24 protein-coding genes are annotated in these 20,269 nt (G+C 60.3%); 12 read left to right on the top strand and 12 right to left on the bottom strand.

What is annotated here, in order from left to right:
- From BHC62_RS13825 to BHC62_RS13795, 7 genes are all read left to right on the top strand, one after another.
- Nucleotides 1-1,106: RHS repeat domain-containing protein (locus BHC62_RS13825; RefSeq protein WP_083335447.1), on the top strand; the 1,106-nt coding region annotated here is incomplete at its 5' end.
- A gap of 1 nt (nt 1,107) precedes the next feature.
- On the top strand, nt 1,108-1,470 hold the full coding sequence (locus BHC62_RS13820; RefSeq protein ID WP_070995312.1) for a hypothetical protein: 363 nt from the start codon (nt 1,108-1,110) through the stop codon (nt 1,468-1,470).
- 708 nt (nt 1,471-2,178) lie between these two features.
- Complete coding sequence (locus tag BHC62_RS13815; RefSeq protein WP_070995311.1) at nt 2,179-2,595, top strand: hypothetical protein; 417 nt, start codon at nt 2,179-2,181, stop codon at nt 2,593-2,595.
- A gap of 111 nt (nt 2,596-2,706) precedes the next feature.
- Nucleotides 2,707-2,949, top strand: a complete 243-nt coding sequence (locus BHC62_RS13810; protein WP_029299452.1) for an exodeoxyribonuclease VII small subunit — start codon at nt 2,707-2,709, stop codon at nt 2,947-2,949.
- The gene (gene ispA / locus BHC62_RS13805) at nt 2,946-3,833 is read left to right on the top strand and encodes a (2E,6E)-farnesyl diphosphate synthase (RefSeq protein ID WP_070995310.1); all 888 of its coding nucleotides are present in this window, start codon (nt 2,946-2,948) and stop codon (nt 3,831-3,833) included. The genes BHC62_RS13810 and ispA overlap by 4 nt, the downstream gene beginning before the upstream one ends.
- A gap of 110 nt (nt 3,834-3,943) precedes the next feature.
- A complete protein-coding gene (gene dxs / locus BHC62_RS13800) occupies nt 3,944-5,842 on the top strand; it encodes a 1-deoxy-D-xylulose-5-phosphate synthase (protein ID WP_029299448.1) in 1,899 nt (632 codons plus the stop codon).
- 153 nt (nt 5,843-5,995) lie between these two features.
- On the top strand, nt 5,996-7,888 hold the full coding sequence (locus BHC62_RS13795; protein ID WP_070995309.1) for a TonB-dependent receptor domain-containing protein: 1,893 nt from the start codon (nt 5,996-5,998) through the stop codon (nt 7,886-7,888).
- Between the two features lie 130 nt (nt 7,889-8,018).
- Here BHC62_RS13795 and BHC62_RS13790 read toward each other — a convergent pair whose 3' ends face one another.
- The 11 genes from BHC62_RS13790 to nrdR form a co-directional block, all read right to left on the bottom strand.
- Nucleotides 8,019-8,816 carry a cobalamin-binding protein gene (locus BHC62_RS13790; protein WP_070995308.1) on the bottom strand — a complete coding sequence of 266 codons (798 nt, stop codon included), beginning with the start codon at nt 8,814-8,816 and terminating at the stop codon, nt 8,019-8,021.
- Nucleotides 8,816-9,235, bottom strand: coding sequence for a nuclear FMR1 interacting 1 family protein (locus tag BHC62_RS13785; protein ID WP_070995307.1), 420 nt, complete (start codon nt 9,233-9,235; stop codon nt 8,816-8,818). Before BHC62_RS13785 ends, BHC62_RS13790 begins: the two co-directional genes overlap by 1 nt.
- Nucleotides 9,232-9,849, bottom strand: a complete 618-nt coding sequence (gene ribA, locus BHC62_RS13780; protein WP_029299440.1) for a GTP cyclohydrolase II — start codon at nt 9,847-9,849, stop codon at nt 9,232-9,234. Before ribA ends, BHC62_RS13785 begins: the two co-directional genes overlap by 4 nt.
- Before the next feature lie 255 nt (nt 9,850-10,104).
- Nucleotides 10,105-10,833 carry an ABC transporter substrate-binding protein gene (locus BHC62_RS13775; RefSeq protein WP_029299439.1) on the bottom strand — a complete coding sequence of 243 codons (729 nt, stop codon included), beginning with the start codon at nt 10,831-10,833 and terminating at the stop codon, nt 10,105-10,107.
- Between the two features lie 65 nt (nt 10,834-10,898).
- The gene (gene thiL, locus BHC62_RS13770) at nt 10,899-11,864 is read right to left on the bottom strand and encodes a thiamine-phosphate kinase (protein WP_070995306.1); all 966 of its coding nucleotides are present in this window, start codon (nt 11,862-11,864) and stop codon (nt 10,899-10,901) included.
- A gap of 18 nt (nt 11,865-11,882) precedes the next feature.
- Entirely contained in the window at nt 11,883-12,383 is a 501-nt protein-coding gene (gene nusB, locus BHC62_RS13765) for a transcription antitermination factor NusB (protein ID WP_070995305.1), read from the bottom strand.
- Nucleotides 12,380-12,856: a 6,7-dimethyl-8-ribityllumazine synthase gene (ribE, locus tag BHC62_RS13760; RefSeq protein WP_003176356.1), complete on the bottom strand. Its 477-nt coding sequence runs from the start codon at nt 12,854-12,856 to the stop codon at nt 12,380-12,382. Before ribE ends, nusB begins: the two co-directional genes overlap by 4 nt.
- 90 nt (nt 12,857-12,946) lie before the next feature.
- A complete protein-coding gene (gene ribBA / locus BHC62_RS13755) occupies nt 12,947-14,038 on the bottom strand; it encodes a bifunctional 3,4-dihydroxy-2-butanone-4-phosphate synthase/GTP cyclohydrolase II (protein ID WP_029299436.1) in 1,092 nt (363 codons plus the stop codon).
- A gap of 15 nt (nt 14,039-14,053) precedes the next feature.
- Nucleotides 14,054-14,716, bottom strand: coding sequence for a riboflavin synthase (locus tag BHC62_RS13750; RefSeq protein WP_044269053.1), 663 nt, complete (start codon nt 14,714-14,716; stop codon nt 14,054-14,056).
- 47 nt (nt 14,717-14,763) lie between these two features.
- Complete coding sequence (gene ribD / locus BHC62_RS13745; protein ID WP_029299434.1) at nt 14,764-15,900, bottom strand: bifunctional diaminohydroxyphosphoribosylaminopyrimidine deaminase/5-amino-6-(5-phosphoribosylamino)uracil reductase RibD; 1,137 nt, start codon at nt 15,898-15,900, stop codon at nt 14,764-14,766.
- Nucleotides 15,897-16,361: a transcriptional regulator NrdR gene (gene nrdR, locus BHC62_RS13740; protein ID WP_029299433.1), complete on the bottom strand. Its 465-nt coding sequence runs from the start codon at nt 16,359-16,361 to the stop codon at nt 15,897-15,899. Before nrdR ends, ribD begins: the two co-directional genes overlap by 4 nt.
- A 139-nt stretch (nt 16,362-16,500) precedes the next feature.
- On the opposite strand from nrdR, the gene BHC62_RS13735 reads away from it, so the two are divergent.
- The 5 genes from BHC62_RS13735 (at nt 16,501) to trxA (ending at nt 19,815) form a co-directional block, all read left to right on the top strand.
- A complete protein-coding gene (locus BHC62_RS13735) occupies nt 16,501-16,956 on the top strand; it encodes a YbaY family lipoprotein (RefSeq protein ID WP_029299432.1) in 456 nt (151 codons plus the stop codon).
- A complete protein-coding gene (locus BHC62_RS13730; protein ID WP_070995304.1) occupies nt 16,953-17,606 on the top strand; it encodes a methyltransferase in 654 nt (217 codons plus the stop codon). Before BHC62_RS13735 ends, BHC62_RS13730 begins: the two co-directional genes overlap by 4 nt.
- 101 nt (nt 17,607-17,707) lie before the next feature.
- Complete coding sequence (locus tag BHC62_RS28610; protein WP_158682858.1) at nt 17,708-17,872, top strand: hypothetical protein; 165 nt, start codon at nt 17,708-17,710, stop codon at nt 17,870-17,872.
- A complete protein-coding gene (locus tag BHC62_RS13725; protein WP_070995303.1) occupies nt 17,869-18,870 on the top strand; it encodes an Abi family protein in 1,002 nt (333 codons plus the stop codon). Before BHC62_RS28610 ends, BHC62_RS13725 begins: the two co-directional genes overlap by 4 nt.
- Before the next feature lie 72 nt (nt 18,871-18,942).
- Nucleotides 18,943-19,815 carry a thioredoxin gene (gene trxA / locus BHC62_RS13720; RefSeq protein WP_029299428.1) on the top strand — a complete coding sequence of 291 codons (873 nt, stop codon included), beginning with the start codon at nt 18,943-18,945 and terminating at the stop codon, nt 19,813-19,815.
- On the opposite strand, the gene BHC62_RS13715 is transcribed toward trxA, so the two are convergent.
- Nucleotides 19,812-20,162 carry a hypothetical protein gene (locus BHC62_RS13715; RefSeq protein WP_070995302.1) on the bottom strand — a complete coding sequence of 117 codons (351 nt, stop codon included), beginning with the start codon at nt 20,160-20,162 and terminating at the stop codon, nt 19,812-19,814. The genes trxA and BHC62_RS13715 overlap by 4 nt on opposite strands.
- Between the last annotated feature and the right edge of the window lie 107 nt (nt 20,163-20,269).

The raw sequence follows: 20,269 nt of genomic DNA, 5'->3' as shown, positions 1-20,269 counted from the left end.
ACGACTGCCAGCACCGCCTGATCGGCCTCACCCAACCAGACGGCAGCCAGGCCAGCTATCGCTACGACCCGTTTGGCCGGCGCATCAGCAAAACCGTGGCGGGCAAGACCACCGAGTTTTTCTGGCAAGGCGACAAGGTCATCGCCGAACACACCCATGGCCAGCACCGCAGCTACCTCTACGAGCCTGACAGCTTCAGGCCACTGGCCTTGCTCGACGGTTTCGGGCCGGCCAATACACAGGTCTTCCACTACCAACTCGACCACCTGGGCACCCCGCAGGAACTGACCGGCGCAGACGGCAAAATCGTCTGGTCTGCCCATTACCAGGCCTACGGAAAAATCACCCGGTTGGATGTAGGCACGGTCGACAACCCACTGCGCTTTCAGGGGCAGTATTACGACCGGGAAAGCGGGCTGCATTACAACCGGCATCGCTACTACAATCCGGATAACGGACGCTACCTGACCCCCGACCCGGTGAAGTTGGCGGGTGGGGTGAACGGGTATTTGTATGTGCCTAATCCTACGGGGTGGGTGGATCCGTTGGGGTTGAATGCGTGTCCCGGCGGAGATGGGTGCAAGCCAAGCGCGACCGTTCAGGATCCCGCGAAAAACGTTGATCACGCAGAGCCTACTCTCCCGCAAACGACACGCGCAGAACGACAGGCAAGAATTGATGAGCTTGCAGAAGCAAATGCCTATAGTCGTTTGAAAGAAATGGAGCAAGCATTACCAAGAGCTCACTTCCTGGAAAAACATGGCGCGCAGACTACGCTGGACGCTCAACTTGAAAGGGTAATGACGGCTAAAAATCCAACTACAGGAGAAATCGAAAGACACGTTGATGGAAGAAGAGTCGGCCAACCAAAAATACCTAGCGCAGCAACCCGATACCTCAGCCACAGGGACCAATTAAATGCTATTTATCGGGCACAGCTTATACTCAGGAGAACCAACATAGGTAAATCACGCGAACCTATAGATATGGGAAAAGAAATTGGCGAGGGATACAAAAAAGCAAACTTGGAATACGGAAAGCAAACAAAAGCAAAAGTTATACTAGACACAAACGGAAAACCCATTACTGCATATACGGACTTTTAGCATGAAACTATTACCAAAACTTTCAATCATCCGAAGCCTGCTATTTACATACAGCTTTGACAATTACGACGACCCCGACAGGGAACGTTTTATTGTTTCAAAAAACGTTAATGACGACAAAGAACTTTCAGAGTTATTCGACAAACTGACGAAACCTGAGTTTCTTAATTACAAAAAAGAAGAAAGAGAATGGTACATCAATACACTAGAGCACTTCTTGAAAACCGATGAGAACTTTGATTCGGTTTTTTATCTTTTCGATACTTACTTTGACGATGAAATTACTGATCAGAGACAGTTTATGAAAGTCTTACTCGAATGCCTCAATCGCTATCACGCCGAGGCAATGCAGAATGAGTCATAAAATTAAAGCATCTGAACAACGCGCCTCAAATTTACTATTTCGACAACAGAAAGCTATGAGGTTCAACCCCCAGCACAGCTTCACTTAGTAAACCAACCCATGACCAGCGAGTCATAAAAAACGCCACCCTCGATAACCGGGACGACTCTATTTAATCGTAGCTCGATACAGCAGCAAGTTTGCCATTGCCCCCCCCGCAAGCCATTACTCTATGCGTAAATGCCGGAAAATACTTACGGCCGCTGCTCTCGCGCAGCGTTAAAAAGATCCGCACCTTTATATTGTATAAAGGCAAAAAGATACACTTTTCACAATAAGGCTCATTGACAATATCAACACCCATCCAGGCTCATTAAACAGCATCAATGACGTTGTAAGCTTTTCAAAAACCGTAGAAATAGATAAATCAAAAAGGCCAAGAGAATGAAAACCCAGACGATAGAAAATCTGATCAGCGAGGACGTAGCAAAAGGAAAAGCAAAGAAAATACATGACTCAACCTCCAACTTGTACTTTCAAAGCTCTTGACAAAAAAAACAAACATCAAAACCAATGCAGATCAACGCTCTTTAACAACATAATAAATGGCGAAAAATAGAGATGGATATTTAATAAAACAACAATTATCGCGACAGACCCACCGCTAAATAGATCCGTCCCCTTAAGTCCCAACACGACCATTTACGGCATTCCCAAAGTGAGCAATCTATGCTGAAAGCCCCCTTCACGGACACCCCCTACATCCCAAACATCTCCCACATACTGGGAGCGCTATCAATATACGACCTTGAAAACACCGTCGGAGAAGAACTTCGAAAATACGATCCAAATAACGCACAAGAAAGAGAGAAGATAATTAGGGATTTTATAATAAAAGATCTTCTATATCTGTCTTATAGGCACCGTTACTATTTAATTTTAGAACTCGAAAAGGCTTTGAAAACACCCAAGTACAATTTTGCCAAAGAATTTGAAAGCGATTACGACGAACACATAACTATGGCTTGGGACGAGACCGAGATAGATGATCCGCGACTTTTTTTTGCAGATATTCTGCGCCTAGCCAATGAAGAGTGGAAAGACGACCTGTACAAGGCCAGCCTGGAAGATCAGTCCACCTGGTGACTACTGCCTCAACGGCGACGGCCAGCCTGCCCCACCACCGTGCCCCAATTTGCCCCTCCCCCCCCTATCTGCTAGTGTCGCGCCCGTTTACCGTCAACCGGAATAGCCGCCATGGCCCGTAAAAAAGTTGCACTCGATTTCGAACAATCCCTCGCCGATCTGCAAACCCTGGTCGAGCGTCTGGAGAACGGCGAGTTGTCGCTGGAAGACTCGTTGACGGCGTTTGAGCAAGGTATCGGCCTGACCCGCGATTGCCAGAGCGCCCTGGCGCAGGCCGAGCAGAAGGTTCAGGTGTTGCTGGAACGGGATGGGGAGTTGGCCGAAGAACCTTTCGACGCGGAACAAGCGCAATGATCGACGTTTATCAGGCCAGCAGTCAGGCCCGGGTCAATGCTGCGCTGGAACCGTTGTTTGTCGCGCCAAGCCCGGAGCTGGCGCGGCTGTATGACGCCATGCGCTACAGCGTGATGAACGGCGGCAAGCGCGTGCGGCCCTTGCTCGCCTATGCGGCCTGTGAGGCGCTGGGTGTGGACGCCGCGCAAGCCAATGGTGCGGCGTGTGCGGTGGAGTTGATTCATGCCTACTCGCTGGTACACGACGATTTGCCGGCGATGGACGATGACGATCTGCGTCGCGGCCAGCCCACCACCCATAAAGCGTTTGACGAAGCCTGTGCGATCCTCGCCGGTGACGGTCTGCAAAGCCTGGCGTTCAGCGCCTTGCTTGATCCGCGCCTGAGCGGCGTCGATGCCCAGATCCGCCTGCGTATGGTCACCGCGTTGGCCGCTGCTGCAGGCCCGGCCGGTATGGTCGGGGGTCAGGCGATTGACCTGGGTTCAGTGGGCCTCAAGCTGGACCAGCAAGCCCTGGAATATATGCACCGGCACAAGACCGGTGCGCTGATCGAGGCTGCCGTGCACCTCGGTGCCTTGGCCAGTGGCCGCGCCGAAGCTGCGCAGTTGGCCGCCTTGCAGGTTTATGCCCGGGCTGTCGGCCTGGCGTTCCAGGTGCAGGACGATATTCTCGACGTAGAAAGCGACACCGCGACCCTTGGCAAACGCCAGGGCGCCGATATTGCCCGTGACAAGCCGACCTATCCGTCGCTGCTGGGGCTGGAATCCGCCAAGGCCTATGCCCTGGAGCTGCGTGACCAGGCCCTGGCCGCCCTGCGACCATTCGACGCGGCAGCCGAGCCGCTGCGTGACTTGGCGCGGTATATCGTCGAACGCCGCCACTGATTACAGCGGCCATTAGCGCCGCATATCGGCCAAGTTCGGTGCTCTGCGTGGGCAGTTTGCGATGCTTGAGGTAAACTGCCGCCTCTTCTATACCTATAACGATTCGCCTGATGCCCACGACGTTTCAAGAGATTCCCCGCAAGCGCCCGACCACGCCGCTGCTGGACCGTGCCAACACGCCGGCCGGCTTGCGCCGCCTGGGTGAAGCCGAGCTGGAAACCCTGGCCGATGAGTTGCGCCTGGAATTGCTCTACACGGTCGGCCAGACCGGTGGGCATTTTGGTGCCGGCCTGGGCGTCATCGAGCTGACCATCGCGTTGCATTACGTATTCGACACCCCGGACGACCGGCTGGTGTGGGACGTGGGTCACCAGGCGTATCCGCATAAAATCCTCACCGGACGCCGCGAGCGCATGGCCACCTTGCGCCAGAAGGACGGCATTGCCGCCTTCCCGCGCCGCTCCGAGAGCGAGTACGACACCTTCGGCGTCGGCCATTCCAGCACCTCGATCAGCGCAGCCCTGGGCATGGCGATTGCCGCCCGTCTGCAAAACAGCGATCGCAAGGCGATTGCCGTGATCGGTGATGGCGCGCTGACAGCCGGCATGGCGTTCGAAGCGTTGAACCATGCGCCGGAAGTGGACGCCAACATGTTGGTGATCCTCAACGACAACGACATGTCGATCTCGCGCAATGTCGGTGGTTTGTCCAATTACCTGGCGAAAATTCTGTCCAGCCGCACCTACGCCAGCATGCGCGAAGGCAGTAAGAAAGTGCTGTCGCGCCTACCCGGCGCGTGGGAAATCGCCCGCCGCACCGAAGAGTACGCCAAGGGCATGCTGGTTCCCGGCACCCTGTTCGAGGAGCTTGGCTGGAACTATATCGGCCCGATCGACGGCCACGACCTGCCGACCCTGATCGCCACCCTGCGCAACATGCGTGACCTCAAGGGCCCGCAGTTCCTGCATATCGTCACCAAGAAAGGCAAAGGCTTCGCCCCGGCGGAAGTCGACCCGATTGGTTACCACGCCATCACCAAGCTCGAACCCCTGGACGCGCCCGTGGCGGCGCCGAAAAAAGCCAGCGGGCCGAAGTATTCCGGCGTGTTTGGCGAATGGCTGTGCGACATGGCCGCCGCCGATCCACGCTTGGTGGGCATTACCCCGGCGATGAAGGAAGGCTCCGACCTGGTAGCGTTCAGCGAGCGTTTCCCGCTGCGCTACTTCGACGTGGCGATTGCCGAGCAACACGCGGTGACCTTTGCTGCCGGCATGGCCTGCGAAGGCGCCAAGCCAGTGGTGGCGATCTATTCCACCTTCCTGCAACGCGGTTATGACCAATTGGTGCATGACGTGGCGGTGCAGAACCTCGACGTGCTGTTCGCCATCGACCGCGCCGGTTTGGTGGGCGAAGACGGCCCGACCCACGCGGGCAGCTACGACTTGTCCTACTTGCGCTGCATCCCCGGCATGCTGGTGATGACCCCAAGCGACGAGAACGAACTGCGCAAGATGCTCAGCACCGGGCACCTGTACAACGGCCCGGCGGCGGTACGCTACCCCCGTGGCAACGGCCCGAATGCAGTGATCGAGAAAGACCTGGAACCGATCGAGATCGGCAAGGGTATCGTGCGTCGCCAGGGCAGCAAGGCCGCGTTCCTGGTATTCGGCGTGCAACTGGCCGAAGCCCTGAAAGTGGCGGAGAAAATCGACGCCACGGTGATCGACATGCGCTTCGTCAAACCTCTGGACGAAGCCCTGGTGCGCGAAATCGCCGGTAGCCATGAGTTGCTGGTGACCGTTGAAGAAAACGCCATCATGGGCGGCGCCGGTGCTGCAGTCAGCGAGTTCCTGGCGCGGGAGAATATCCTCAAGTCGGTGCTGCACCTGGGCTTGCCGGATATATACGTGGAGCACGCCAAGCCGGCGCAGATGCTGGCTGAGTGCGGGTTGGATGAAGCAGGAATCGAGGCCGCGGTGCGCCAGCGCATGGCCTTGCTCGGCCTGTAACCCAATCCTCCGGTAAAAACCGGATCAAATTGTGGGAGCTGGCTTGCCTGCGATAGCATCACCTAGGTCTATCTGAAAGACCGAGGTGTCTGCATCGCAGGCAAGCCAGCTCCCACATTTGTTTTGTATTGCCTTGGAACCCATGGACGGCCCATGAAATACCTTCGATTTGCCCTGCCCCTCCTGTTTTTACCCTCTGCGCAACTATTCGCCGACAGCCGCGACGCCGCCCTGAAGCTCCCCGACGTGGTGATCAGCGCCAACCGCCAGGTGCAGGCGCGCAATGACAGCAGCGCCGCCAACACGGTGTTCACCCGCGACGATATCGACCGCCTGCAACCCTCCAGCGTCACTGACCTGCTCAGCCGCGTGCCCGGCGTGCAAGTGGCGCGGACCGGTGGCCGGGGCAGCTTGCCGGGGATTTTCATACGCGGCACCAAGTCGGCACAAAGCCTGGTGCTGGTGGATGGCCAGCGGATCGCCAATACCACCTCCGGCGACAGCGGCTTGCAATACCTGAATGTCGATCAGATTGAACGGGTGGAAGTGCTGCGCGGGTCGCGCTCGGTGATTTACGGCAGTGACGCGATTGGCGGGGTGATCCAGATATTCACCCGCCGCAATGCCGGACAAGGCCTGCAACCGCGCCTGAAACTGGGCTTTGGCAGTAACAACACCTGGGAGCGCAGCCTGGGGCTGTCGGGCGGCGATGAACGCACGCGCTTCAACCTGGGCGCGAGCCTGGATGAAACCGCCGGTATCGATTGGAGCCACGCCTCATTCCCCAGTGACCGTGACCATGATGCCTATCGCAATAAGTCGCTGAGCCTGAACCTCAGCCATGAGTTCAGTGATGAACTGGAGGTGGGCTTCAACCTGCTGGATAGCCGGGGCAAGTCGGAATATGACAATAGCTTTGGTCGCTATGATTTCGCCACTGGGCAAAGCGTCGGCCAGAAGCCCTATACCGACTACACCGTCAGCAGCGCCAGCGCCTATATCGACGCCCAACTCAACGAGGCATGGCAGACCCGTGTGGAGCTGGGCCACAGCGAAAACCGCGATACCAAACGCGACAAGCTCAGCCCTGACTTCAGTGTGTTCAACACCTACCGCGACTCGATCAACTGGCAGAACGACCTCACGCTCGATCAGCAAAACAGCCTGATCCTGGGTGGTGATTGGTATGAAGACCGTTTTCACGGCAGCACCACGTTCAGCGAAAACAGCCGCTGGAACCGCGCAGCGTTTATCCAGCATCGCTTCAAGGGAGAGTGGTTTTCCACCGAACTGGGGCTGCGTCACGACGACAACCAGCAATTCGGCGCGCAGAACAGTTGGAGCGGTACGCTGACCTTGCCGGTCAATAGCGACAACGACATATTACTGAGTTACAGCGAAGGCTTTCGTGCGCCGACCTTCAATGACCTGTATTACCCCGACACCCAATACAGCAACCCAAACCTGCAGCCCGAAACGTCAAAAAGCTACGAACTGCAATGGCGCAGCCAGCTCAGCGACAGCTCGCGGCTGGAAGCCTCGCTGTATCGCACCGACTTGAAAGACGCGATCATTCTCGACGGCGGCAAACCGCAAAACGTCGCCACCGCCCGCATCAACGGCTTCGAAGCCGCCCTCAAGCAAGAATTGTTCGGCTGGCAAGGCAACCTCGGCCTGTCGATCATCGACCCGCGCGACCGCACCAGCGGCCATACCCTGGCCCGCCGAGCCCGGCGCACCCTGAACCTGGACCTGGATCGGCAGTTCGATCAGTTGAGCCTGGGCGCTAGTTGGCAGGCCATCAGCAGCAGCTACGACGCCGAGGACAACAAGAACCGCCTCGCGGGCTATTACCTGGTGGGATTGCGCAGCGGCTGGGCGCTGAGTCGGGAAGTGGCGTTGTCGCTTAAGGTCGATAACCTGCTGGATCGCCGCTATACACGGGCGTGGTACAGCTATAACGATCCGAATTTCCAGAACAACCAGCCGTATCGGGAAGAAGGCCGGACGTGGATGGTTGGGGTGACGTGGACGCCGCAGCTCTGAGGTTGTCTGGGCCGACTTCATCGCAGGCAAGCCAGCTCCCACATTTGACTGTACTCACACTCGGCAGTACAGAATATTTTGGCCGCACCCCAGAACAAATGTGGGAGCTGGCTTGCCTGCGATAGCGGTCTCAGCGGTTCGGCGCAATCACCTGACACAACCTGCCCACCGCCTCCACCATCTGCCCACTGGGCCGCTCCAGCCCTTTATCCGGCACGATCAGCAAGCGCCCCTGGGCCACCGCCGCCACCTGGGGCCAGGCCTTCCAATCGTCCAGTTGCGCTTGATCCGCCGCCAGGATCACCTCGGGGTCACGCTGTAACACCGACTCGATACTGACCTGCGGCGCTGGCAACTTGAGGTCGTCAAACACATTGCGCGCGCCACACACACTTAGCGCGTCGCTGATGATCTGCCCACCGCCCACGGTGTACAGCGGCTGGTTCCAAACCTGGTAGAACACCCGCAACGGCTCGCTGCGGTAATAGCGCTGACGCAGCTCGGCCAAGCGTTGGCGCAAGCGGGCGGCCAGTTGGCGACCATCCTCGGCACGGCCCAACTGCCGGGCGATGGCCTCGACCTGGCTGCTCAGTTGTTCAAGGCTATGGGGTTCGGCGACGTAGATCGGGATGTTCAAGCGCTTGAGCTGCTCGCGCTGGGCAGGGCCGACGCTGCCGGGCCAGAGCAGCAGCAAGTCAGGCTGCAGGCTGAGCAGGCGCTCCAGGTCCAACTGCCCATAACGCCCCACCGAGGGCACATTGCGCAGCGCGTCAGGCCGTTCGCCGCCGTCGAGAACGCCCACCAACAGATCACTGGCGCCCAGTTCAACGACGATTTCAGATAAGGATGGCGCGAGGCTGACCACCCGCTCGACCGCCGTCGCCGACGCGCTGGCGGCCAGCAGCAAAACCGCCAGCCAGAGGCGCATCAACCGAGCTGACGCGGGATGCGATAGAGGTAGAACAGCACCAGGGTCGACAAGGCCAGGAGAAACAGCGGCACCGCTTCCAGGCCGACGAACACCGCCAGCGCACCGATCCAGGCGGGGAATGCCGCGACCAACAACGCCGTGCGTCGACGGGCCGCAAGGGTGATCCACGCGGCGGGCTCTTCAGGCGTATCGAGGGCCTTGGAGGTGGCGATCAGCGCGTGTTTGTAGCCATGGAAGTAACGCAGGCTGGCAAACATCGAGGCGACACCGGCGATAAAGAACGGCATCGCCAACACCGGCAACAATGGCTCACCCTGGCCAAATACCAGGTTGATCACGAACAACGGCAACACCGCCAGCGCCAGGTACTGCCACCAACTGAACGACAGCCGCCGCTTGACCTGGCCGCGCGTCACGCCCGGTCAACCTCGCCCTGGTGCTCGTTGCCCATCATGTGGTCGAGCTTGCTGGCCTTGGTCGCCAGGTAGAGTTTGTTGTGCGGGTTATGCCCGGTGTGCAGCGGCACGCGCTCGGCAACGGTGATGCCCATTTCGGTCAAGGCTTTGACCTTGCGTGGGTTGTTGGTCATCAGACGCAGGGACTGGATGCCCAGGTGTTCCAGCATCGGCAGGCAGATGGCGTAGTCGCGCTGGTCGGCGGCAAAGCCCAGGCGCTCGTTGGCCTCGACCGTATCGGCGCCACCGTCTTGCAGTTCGTAGGCGCGGATCTTGTTCAGCAAGCCAATGCCACGGCCTTCCTGACGCAGATACAGCAGCACACCACGGCCTTCACGGGCGATGGCTTGCAACGCGGCTTCCAGTTGCGAACCGCAGTCGCAGCGCTGGCTGAACAGCGCGTCACCGGTCAGGCACTCGGAGTGCACCCGGCCCAGGACCGGGGCGCCATCGGCCACGTCGCCCAGGCTGAGCACGACATGCTCGCGCCCGGAGGCTTTTTCAAGAAAGCCATGCATGGTGAACGTGGCAAAAGGGGTAGGCAGCTTGGAAGCAGCGACGAAAACGACGGGCACCGTGTGCTCCTGATTTCAGATTTCACAGAGGCGGGCATTGTAACAGCACGTTCCTACACACGCTTAAGCTGAATTATCGCTGATAAAGATCAATCGGTTCGATTGGCCTTTGCCTTGGTTCTATGAATGCTCAGCTTTTCATGCAGGAGCGAGCTTGCTTGCGAAGAACCAGAGAGCGCCGCGCTTATCCTGCAACCAAGCGTTATCGTTGACGTTCTTCGCGAGCAAGCTCGCTCCTACATAAAAGCGGGGTGATCAGAACGGATAGGGCTGGTGCCAACGTTCGAAGATGGGTTTCAACTCGCCGCTTGTCACCAGCGACTCCATGCGCCGGTCAAACAACGCCATCAACGCCCGGCCCCGCTCATTGTCGGTAAACCCAAGGAACAGCGGCAGTTCGGCAATGTGCGTGAGCTTGAACACCGCGGGGTCGTCGGCTTGGCCAAGGATGTATTTCAGTTCGGCCAGGGCATCGATGTAGAAATCGGCCCGCCCGTGCTGGAGCATCGGCAAAATCCCGCCGCGCCGCTCGATCTGGTTGAAGCGGTGAATATTGGGCAGGTATTCCTCGTATTTATAGCCGCGCACCCAGGCCAGGCGGTAGGCACCCAGCGTCTTCAGCGTCGGCTCTGGGCTGCTCGCCAGGCCCAGGGCGTAGATGTGGTCGGCGTCATAGTTCCAGCGGGCGTACAGCACGCCCTCGGTCTCATCGTGATAGGAGCCGACCCAGGCATCTACTTCGCCGCGCCGCGCCAGGCCGACCGAACGGGTGTAAGGCACGCTGCGGATCTTGACCTTGACCCCGGCGGGCTCGAAGACTTCCCGCAGCACGTCCCAGGCCAGGCCGCTGCCATCGGCGTTGGTGTAGTCATTCCAGGCTTCACTGGCCAGGCGAATCTGGCCGGGTACTTCGGGAGTGTCAGCGGCCCACCCGGCAGATGCGCCAACACACAGCAGGATCAGCAACCAGCGACGTAGGCCCATGATGACGTCCTCCTGGGAAAACGACCTTTTCTGTAACGTTGTAAAGGGTAGCGCAGCCAGCCGTGTCACGGCGTCTCGCGAAAATGCTGATAACCGCGCACGGCCGGGGTGATGTCGTGGCCACCGGCATCCAGCAGCCTCACACCCGCTCCCGCCTCCACCCGCCCGACGACATGCACCGGCCACCCCTCAGCCAGCAATGACCCCAGCTCAGTGGGTGGCAAGGTGAACACGAGGACATAATCATCCCCCCCACTCAAGGCTGCGGACCGCGCCTGCTCATCGCCGAGAAAGGCCAGCAACGCGGCCGACAGCGGCAGCCGTTGTCGCTCGATCACCAGGCTTACGGCCGAAGCCTTGGCGATATGCCCACAATCAGCCAGCAGGCCGTCAGAGATATCCAGCGCAGACGTAGCCTTGCCCCGCAACGCCATTCCCAAGGCCAACTGCGGTTGTGGCGACCAATAGTGGCCCAGCAGCGGCTCGGCGATTTGCGCTGCGGCGCTACGTTGCCCCAATACCAACGGCAAGGCCCCCGCTGCATTGCCCAGGTCGCCGCCGACACACAGCAGGTCGCCCGGTTGCGCGCCACTACGGGTCAACGCCAGCCCGGCCGGGACACGGCCAAACACGGTGACGGTCAGGCTCAACGGGCCACGGGTAGTGTCGCCGCCCACCAGGCCCACGCCACAACGCTGGGCCATGGCGTTCAAACCCTGGGCATAGAGTTGCAACCAATCGGCCGCGACCGTAGGTGTGGTGAGTGCAAGGGTAAAGGCAAGGGGGTAGGCGCCCATGGCCGCCAGGTCACTGACTGCCACCGCCAGCGAGCGCTGGCCGAGCAGGAACGGATCGCAGGGGTCGGCAAAGTGCACGCCGGCCACCAGGGTATCGGTAGAAATCGCCAGTTGTTCCCCGGAGGGAACTGCCAGTAAGGCGCAGTCGTCGCCGATCCCCAGGGCAATGCCTTCGCCGCCTTGCGCACAGGGCGCGGCGGCGAAGTAGGTGCGGATCAGCTCGAACTCGCCCATCAGGGAGCCAAGCGCAGGTTAGCGCTTGTACGCCTTCACTTCGGCTTCACGCAGGCGCGGGGCCAGCTTGTCGAGCACGCCGTTGACGAACTTGTGACCGTCGGTCGAACCATAGACTTTCGCCAGCTCGATACCTTCGTTGATCACAACGCGATACGGCACGTCGACACGCTTGAGCAGCTCCCAGGTGGACAGGCGCATCACGCACAGTTCAACCGGGTCCAACTCTTCGAGGGTCAGGTCCAGGCAAGGAGCCAGGGCCGTATCGATCTCGGTCAGGTTGGCATGCACGCCGTGCAGGATGTCATGGAAGTACGGCAGGTCAGCGAAGGTGAAGTCGTTGTCCACGCGAAACTGCGCTTCGATCTCGTTCAACGAGGTGCTGGCCATGTGGCGCTGGTACAGCGCCTGGGTGGCGAGCTGACGGGCAGCACGGCGCTTTTCGTTCTTCGACGGTTTGCCGGCGTCCGCAGGACGTGGCTCGCGTGGGTTGAAACGATCGCTCTCGTCGGAAATCACTTGGCCTCCAACTGCGACAGCAGGCTGACCATTTCCAGGGCGGACAGGGCAGCTTCAGCGCCTTTGTTACCGGCCTTGGTGCCGGAACGCTCGATGGCTTGTTCGATGGAATCAACGGTCAGTACGCCGAAGGCCACCGGCACGCCGAACTCCATGGACACCTGGGCCAGGCCCTTGGTGCACTCGCCAGCCACGTATTCGAAGTGCGGGGTGCCGCCACGAATGACCGCGCCCAGGGCGATGATCGCTGCGTATTCGCCTTGCTGGGCAACTTTCTGCGCAACCAGTGGAATTTCGAAGGCGCCAGGGGCACGGATAATCGTGATATCGCTTTCGCTCACACCGTGGCGAACCAGGGCGTCCACGGCACCGCTTACCAGGCTTTCAACCACGAAGCTGTTGAAGCGGCCAACCACCAGGGCGTAGCGGCCTTTGGGGGCGATGAAGGTACCTTCGATGGTCTTCAGGGTCATTCGACAAATCTCTTAAAGAGCCGGGACGCGTCTATGACGCGCCCCTTAGTGATATTTGAACCGCGAACAAGGAGCGATAATCGCCGGCCTTTATTCGGAGGGCACGTATTCTACTACTTCCAGGTCGAAACCGGATATCGCATTAAATTTCATTGGCGCGCTCATCAAGCGCATTTTGCGCACGCCCAGGTCACGCAGGATCTGCGAACCGGCACCGACGATGCTGTAGGTGGTCGGTTTTTTCACCGGCACCTGGTCAGCGCTTTCGCGGATATGCGCCAGCAGCACATCGCCATCCACCGGATTGCCCAGCAGCAGTACGACACCGCTGCCCGCCTGGGAAACCGCGGCCATGGCGGCTCGCAGGCTCCAGCGACCCGGCTGCTTGACCATCAACAGGTCGCGCAGCGGGTCCATGTTGTGCACACGCACCAGGGTCGGCTCTTCGGCGCAGATGTTGCCCAGGGTCAGGGCCATGTGCACGTCGCCTTCCACCGAATCACGGTAGGTCACCAGGTTGAAATGCCCAAGTTCGCTGTCCAGCGGCTGCTCGGCAATCCGCTGAACGGTACGTTCGTGGATCATCCGGTAGTGAATCAGGTCGGCAATGGTGCCGATCTTGATGTTGTGCTCGGCGGCAAAGGCTTCCAGTTCCGGGCGACGAGCCATGGTGCCGTCGTCGTTCATCACTTCGCAGATCACCCCACTTGGCTCGAACCCGGCCATGCGCGCCAGGTCGCAGGCAGCCTCTGTGTGGCCGGCACGGGCCAGGGTGCCGCCAGGCTGGGCCATCAGCGGGAAGATATGGCCAGGGCTGACAATGTCTTCGGCCTTGGCGTCTTTGGCGGCAGCGGCTTGCACGGTGCGGGCGCGGTCAGCGGCGGAGATGCCGGTGGTCACGCCGGTGGTCGCTTCAATCGAGACGGTGAACTTGGTACCAAACCCCGAACCATTGCGCGGCGCCATCAGCGGCAGCTTGAGCAGTTCGCAGCGCTCACGGCTCATGGGCATGCAGATCAGGCCACGGGCGTGCTTGGCCATGAAGTTGATGTGTTCAGGCTGGCACAACTCGGCGGCCATAATCAGGTCGCCTTCGTTCTCGCGGTCTTCGTCATCCATCAGGATGACCATCTTGCCTTGGCGGATGTCTTCAACCAGTTCTTCGATGCTATTGAGCGCCACGCGGCACCCCCTTGGTCAGGATTTCAGGTAGCCGTTAGCGGCCAGAAAACTTTCGGTGATGTTACCGGCTGCAGGCTCTGCGGCCTTTTCGCCCAACAGAAGGCGCTCCAGGTAACGGGCAAGCAAGTCCACTTCCAGGTTCACCCGGCGACCCGGCTGGTAGGAGGCCATGATGGTTTCGCTGAGGGTGTGGGGAATGATCGTCAGTTCGAATTCGGCGCCGTTCACGGCGTTCACGGTCAGGCTGGTGCCATCGACGGTGATCGAGCCTTTGTGGGCGATGTACTTGGCCAGTTCTTTAGGGGCCCGGATGCGGAACTCCACGGCCCGCGCGTTTTCGCTGCGCGCCACCACTTCGCCGACGCCGTCGACGTGGCCGCTGACCAGATGGCCGCCCAGACGGGTGGTCGGGGTCAGGGCTTTTTCCAGGTTGACCGGGCTGCCAGCCTTGAGGTCATTCATCGCGGTGCAGTCCAGGGTTTCGCGGCTGACGTCGGCGGCAAAGCCGTTGCCCGGCAGTTCGATGACGGTCAGGCACACGCCGCTGACGGCGATGCTGTCGCCCAACTTGACGTCGCCAAGGTCGAGCTTGCCGGTTTCAACCAACAGGCGCACGTCGCCGCCTTTGGGGGTCATGGCGCGGATGCTGCCGATGGATTCGATAATGCCGGTGAACATGGCCTTCTCCTGGAAAACAGTGCGGGTGCCTGGGCGCCCGGTCGGAATTATACGCTCGCTGGGGGGAGCGGGATGGCAGTGACTCGCCAGTCGTCGCCGACAGCGCGCATTTGCGTGATCTTGAGTTGGGGGGCGTCGGCCAGCTTCTCAAGCGGCCAGTCCAACAATGGCCGAGCGGCGGAGCCCAGGAACTTGCCGGCGACGAAAATCACGTATTCGTCCACCAGGCCCTGCTGGGCAAACGCCCCCGCCAGGCTCGGCCCGGCTTCCACCAGCACCTCGTTGACGCCACGGGCCGCCAGGGCCACCAGCGCCGAGCGCAGGTCGACCTGGCCGTCGACCCCCGGTACCACCAGGCATTCGGGGCCACGGGGGAACTGGTTTTCGGGGGTCACGCAGGTGATGACCAGCGCCGGGCCGGCCTTGAAGAACGGCGCGTTGAGCGGCACCCGCAGGCGGCCGTCGATCAGCACGCGCAGCGGCGGGCGCGACATCGCCAGGGCGGTGGTCTGCGCATCCAGGCCCAGTTCGGCGGCGCGCACGGTCAGGCGCGCGCCATCGGCCAGCACCGTGTCGGCGCCGGTCAGCACCACACTGGCCTCGGCCCGCAGGCGCTGTACGGCGGCGCGGGCGGCAGGGCCGGTGATCCACTGGCTTTCACCACTGGCCATCGCGGTGCGGCCATCCAGGCTCATCGCCAGTTTGACCCGCACAAACGGCAGGCCGTGTTCCATACGCTTGAGGAACCCGGGGTTCAAGGCGCGCGCCTGGCTTTCCAGTACGCCGCTGAGCACCTCGATACCGGCCTGGGCCAGGCGCTGCATGCCGCGCCCGGCCACTTCCGGATTCGGGTCCTGCATGCCCGCTACCACCCGCGCCACGCCGGCCGTCACCAGCGCATCGGCGCAAGGTGGCGTATGACCATAATGGCTGCACGGTTCAAGGGTCACGTACACCGTGGCACCCCGGGCTTTATCGCCAGCAGCGCGCAAGGCGTTGGGTTCGGCATGGGGTTCGCCGGTGCGCTCGTGCCAGCCTTCGCCGACAATCTGCCCATCACGCACAATCACGCAGCCGACCCGTGGGTTGGGGTGGGTGGTGTACAGGCCCTTGCGCGCCAATTCGAGGGCGCGGGCCATGTAATGGGCGTCAAGCACGGCCTGCTCAGCAGAAGGAAGGTTCATTCTTTGACCGGCTCACGGGCCAGGCGGTCGATCTCTTCGCGGAACTCGTTGAGGTCCTGGAAGCGTCGATACACCGAGGCGAAACGAATGTAGGCGACTTCGTCGAGCTTTTGCAGCTCGCCCATCACCAGCTCTCCAACCACCAGGCTCTTGACCTCGCGCTCACCGGTCGCCCGCAGCTTGTGCTTGATATGCACCAGCGCCGCTTCCAGCCGCTCGACACTCACCGGGCGTTTTTCCAGGGCGCGCTGCATACCAGCGCGCAGTTTGTCTTCGTCGAAGGGCTGGCGGCTGCCGTCGGACTTGATCAGGCGTGGCAGTACCAGTTCGGCGGTTTCGAAGGTGGTGAAACGTTCACCGCAGGCCAGGCATTCGCGCCGGCGACGCACTTGATCGCCCTCGGCGACCAGACGCGAGTCAATGACCTTGGTGTCGTTGGCACCGCAGAAGGGACAGTGCATGGTGGCAGGCAACAAAAAAAGGGAGGGCCATGGTAGCGCATCCCCGTGGCAAGACAAGCCATAGCCTTTACGGTATATAGGCTGACTATTATGTTTCTTATGTTTAGTTCACGGATTTTTGCCCTTTTTGGAGCCGTACATGCCGTTACGACCGCTGGTTTTACTCACAATGTTCAGTTTTCTGGTCGCCTGCAGCAGCGAGGCACCAAAACCAGCGGCCCCGCAACCCACGCCGCAACAAGAGAAAAAAATCCCCGGCCAGGAGCCTCTCGGGCCTTTGCCGGCGTATCAACGTGAAGTGAGCGGCACCCTCAATGGCGTGCCGGCCGGCGCCGAAGTCGAGCTGGCGTTGCTGGTGATCGACGAGCGCAGCCGCCCGCAACAATTGCTGGCCAGCAGCGTGCTGATCGGCAACAACAAACCACTGGCCTTCCGCCTACGCTTCAACCCCCAAGCCTTCCCGAGCGGCGCCCGCGTTGAATTACGTGGTCGCGCCAGCCAATCCGGGCAGTTGATCCTGCATCTGCCGGCGGTGCGTATCCAGCAGCCGATCACCCAGACCACCGGGCCACTGCAACTCGTCCGCGCACCATGACGCCACCGCTGCACCTGCAACGAGCCTTGAGCGAGCTGATCGGCGACGCGCAACTGGTGCCCTGCCCGTTACCGGGCACCGACCTGTCGTTATGGCTGCTGGACGCCGACAACATGCACCGCGCCTTCAGCCCTGAGGAAACCCGGCGCATCCTGCACGAGCCGCCCTACTGGAGCTTCTGCTGGGCCAGCGGCCTGGCACTGGCCCGTTACCTGGCGGCCAACCCGCAGTGGGTGGCGGGCAAGCGGGTCCTGGATTTTGGCGCCGGCTCCGGGGTGGCGGGGATTGGCGCAGTAAAAGCCGGTGCCCTGGAAGTGGTGGCCTGCGACCTCGACCCGCTGGCACTCGGCGCCTGCCGGGCGAATGCTGAACTCAATGGCGTAACGCTGGGCTATTCGGCAGACTTTTTTGCCGAGGCCGATCGTTTCGACCTGATCCTGGTGGCGGACGTGCTGTACGACCGGGCGAACCTGCCACTGCTGGATCAGTTCCTCACCCGCGGGCGAGAAGCGCTGGTCGCCGATTCACGGGTGCGGGATTTCCAGCATCCGGACTATCAGCGGCTGGGGATTCTGGAGGCGTTGACGTTGCCGGATCTGGCGGAGCCTTGGGAGTTTCGCAAGGTGAGCCTGTACCATTCGCGGCGCTAGGTCTCTGAGTTACAAATTTTCAGCAATAGAGTGACTAAGACAGCGGCCGCGAGGACATGGAAAATGCCGTCCTCCCGACGCGGCGTGGACGATCGACCTGCATGTATTTCCTCATTGTTTCGCTGGTCGGTGTCGCTCCAAAGGCGTTGCAAAAGCCTGGGCAGTTGCATAACCTGCTTGGCAATACACCCGCCATGCCTCTGGTTGCGCCAGCGACCAAGCACAAATTGTGCGGGTTTTTTATGCCTGGTGATTTTCCGGCATGAGGGCGTTCGACAAACCTGCCATTGACGTTCCGGCCCAGCTGGAACTCCTCAAGTCTCGGGGCTTGATAATTGACGACGAAACAGGCGCCCGGTGCTTCCTGCAGTCGGTCAGCTTATTCCGATTAAGCCCCTATATGCGGCCCTTCCAACAACCGGAAGATATCGACCACCACTTCCATGCTGGCACCCATTTTCATCAACTGGCACGACTCTACGATTTCGACCGACGTCTTCGCCTATTGGCTATGGATGCTATCGAGCGGGTCGAGATCGCATCACGTGCAGTCATCAGTAATCACATGGGCCCCGCCTACGGTAGCCATTGGTACATCGACGGCCAGACTTTTCACCCAACATTTGACCACCAACGCCTGCTTGCAACGCTAAACACCAAACAGTCTGTGGCAGCTCGCGACTACGAACGCGAATGCCTGCGCATCGACCGACTGCACACAGACAGCAATCGAAAAGACCATCTCAAACGCCAAAGAGCCAAAGAAAGCTACGCGCGCCACTATCCAATTACCTACGACCACCCATCTCTCATGCCGAGTTGGGCCATGCTGGAAGAGTTGACGCTGGGTGACCTCTCTCATCTCTACAAAGGCCTGGCCAGGGACGCGGATAAAAAAGCCATTGCCAGGCGTCTGGGACTTCCCGCCCCCCTGATGCAGTCCTGGCTTCACACGTTGACCACTGTCCGGAACATGTGCGCCCATCACTCACGGATGTGGAATCGGCAACTGGGCATTCGTCCTGAATTACCGAGGAAAGCCAATTTCCCGTGGCCAAACCATCTCCTCCAGCCAGGACCCCATACCCGCATTTTTCCGACACTTTGCATACTTAACCACCTGATGTATCAAGTCAGCCCCTGCACTCGCTGGGACCAACACCTTTATCACCTGATCAGCGACTTTCCCAACCTCAACCTAAAGGCGATGGGGTTCCCTCGTAACTGGTATCAGGACCCTTTTTGGCACGTATCTCGCGCTTGATCCTTGCGCAGCTTCCGATAGAGACCGCCAGTCTTTATAGTTGCCCCATCCCACGCGTCCTTGAGAACCTCCATGAGTGAGCCCACGCCGTACATTTTCGATGTCACCACCGCCACCTTCGATCAGGCTGTCATCGAAAACTCGTTCCACAAACCCGTGCTGGTGGATTTCTGGGCCGAATGGTGCGCGCCATGCAAGGCGCTGATGCCGTTGCTGGCGCAGATTGCCGAGAGTTATCAGGGCGAGCTGCTGCTGGCCAAGGTCGATTGCGAAGCCGAGCAGGATATCGTTGCGCGCTTTGGCATTCGCAGCCTGCCGACCGTGGTGCTGTTCAAGGATGGTCAGCCGGTGGATGGGTTTGCCGGGGCCAAGCCGGAGTCTGAGATTCGCGCGTTGCTGGAGCCCCATGTGCAACTGCCGCCACCGGCCGATGAGGACCCGCTGGAGCAGGCCCAGGCGCTGTTTGCCGAGGGCCGTATCAGTGAGGCCGAGGCCGTACTGGTGACCTTGCTGGGTGAAGACAACACCAACGCCGCGGCGTTGATCCTCTACGCCCGCTGCCTGGCCGAGCGTGGCGAACTGGGCGAAGCGCAGACCGTACTCGACGCGGTCAAGAGCGACGCCCACAAGGCGGCCCTCGCCGGTGCCAAGGCGCAGATCACGTTCCTGCGCCAGGCTGCCGACCTGCCTGATACCGCCGACCTCAAGGCCCGCCTGGCGCAAAACCCGCAGGACGATGAAGCCGCGTATCAACTGGCCGTGCAGCAATTGGCCCGCCAGCAATACGACGCGGCGCTGGAAGGCCTGCTAAAGCTGTTTATCCGCAACCGCAGCTACAACGAAGGCCTGCCACACAAGACGCTGCTGCAAGTGTTCGAGTTGCTGGGCAACGACCACCCGCTGGTCACGGTGTATCGCCGCAAGTTGTTCGCCGCGCTGTACTAATCAGCGATCCAACTGTATTGCGGCGTATCCCCGCCGCTGGCCACCTTCACCTTGGCGCTATGGCGCAGGCGTACCAACAGGCGCTTGCCCGCCTGGGCGTTGCCGGCCAGGCCTTCGAGGCGGTCCGACAGCTCCAGCCCGCTGAGTTGCCCGGCCTCGCGCAGCAGGTCCTGGGCGGCCTGCCACAGGTTTGCGTCCTGATTGAGCGGCGCGGGGGTGACAGGCGCCTCGCCCGTCACCGGCGTGGTCGCCTGCAGGTGTTCGCCCAGCCGTGCCCAATCGCTCTCGTCCAACTCCAGGGTCAAGTCCACGGGCAGCTCGCCGATGGTTCCACGAATTCGCATCATTGCTCGTCCTCCAAGACTTTTCTGACGAGCATGCTCCCATGCGTCTTGCGCTGCGCCAAGCAGACGGTCAAACTCTCACGGCTTTTGTTATAAGATCACATAACAAA

The sequence above is a fragment of the Pseudomonas sp. 06C 126 genome, from assembly GCF_001855215.1.
Taxonomy (GTDB): Bacteria; Pseudomonadota; Gammaproteobacteria; order Pseudomonadales; family Pseudomonadaceae; genus Aquipseudomonas; species Aquipseudomonas proteolytica.
This window is presented reverse-complemented; position numbering and strand designations above follow the sequence as displayed.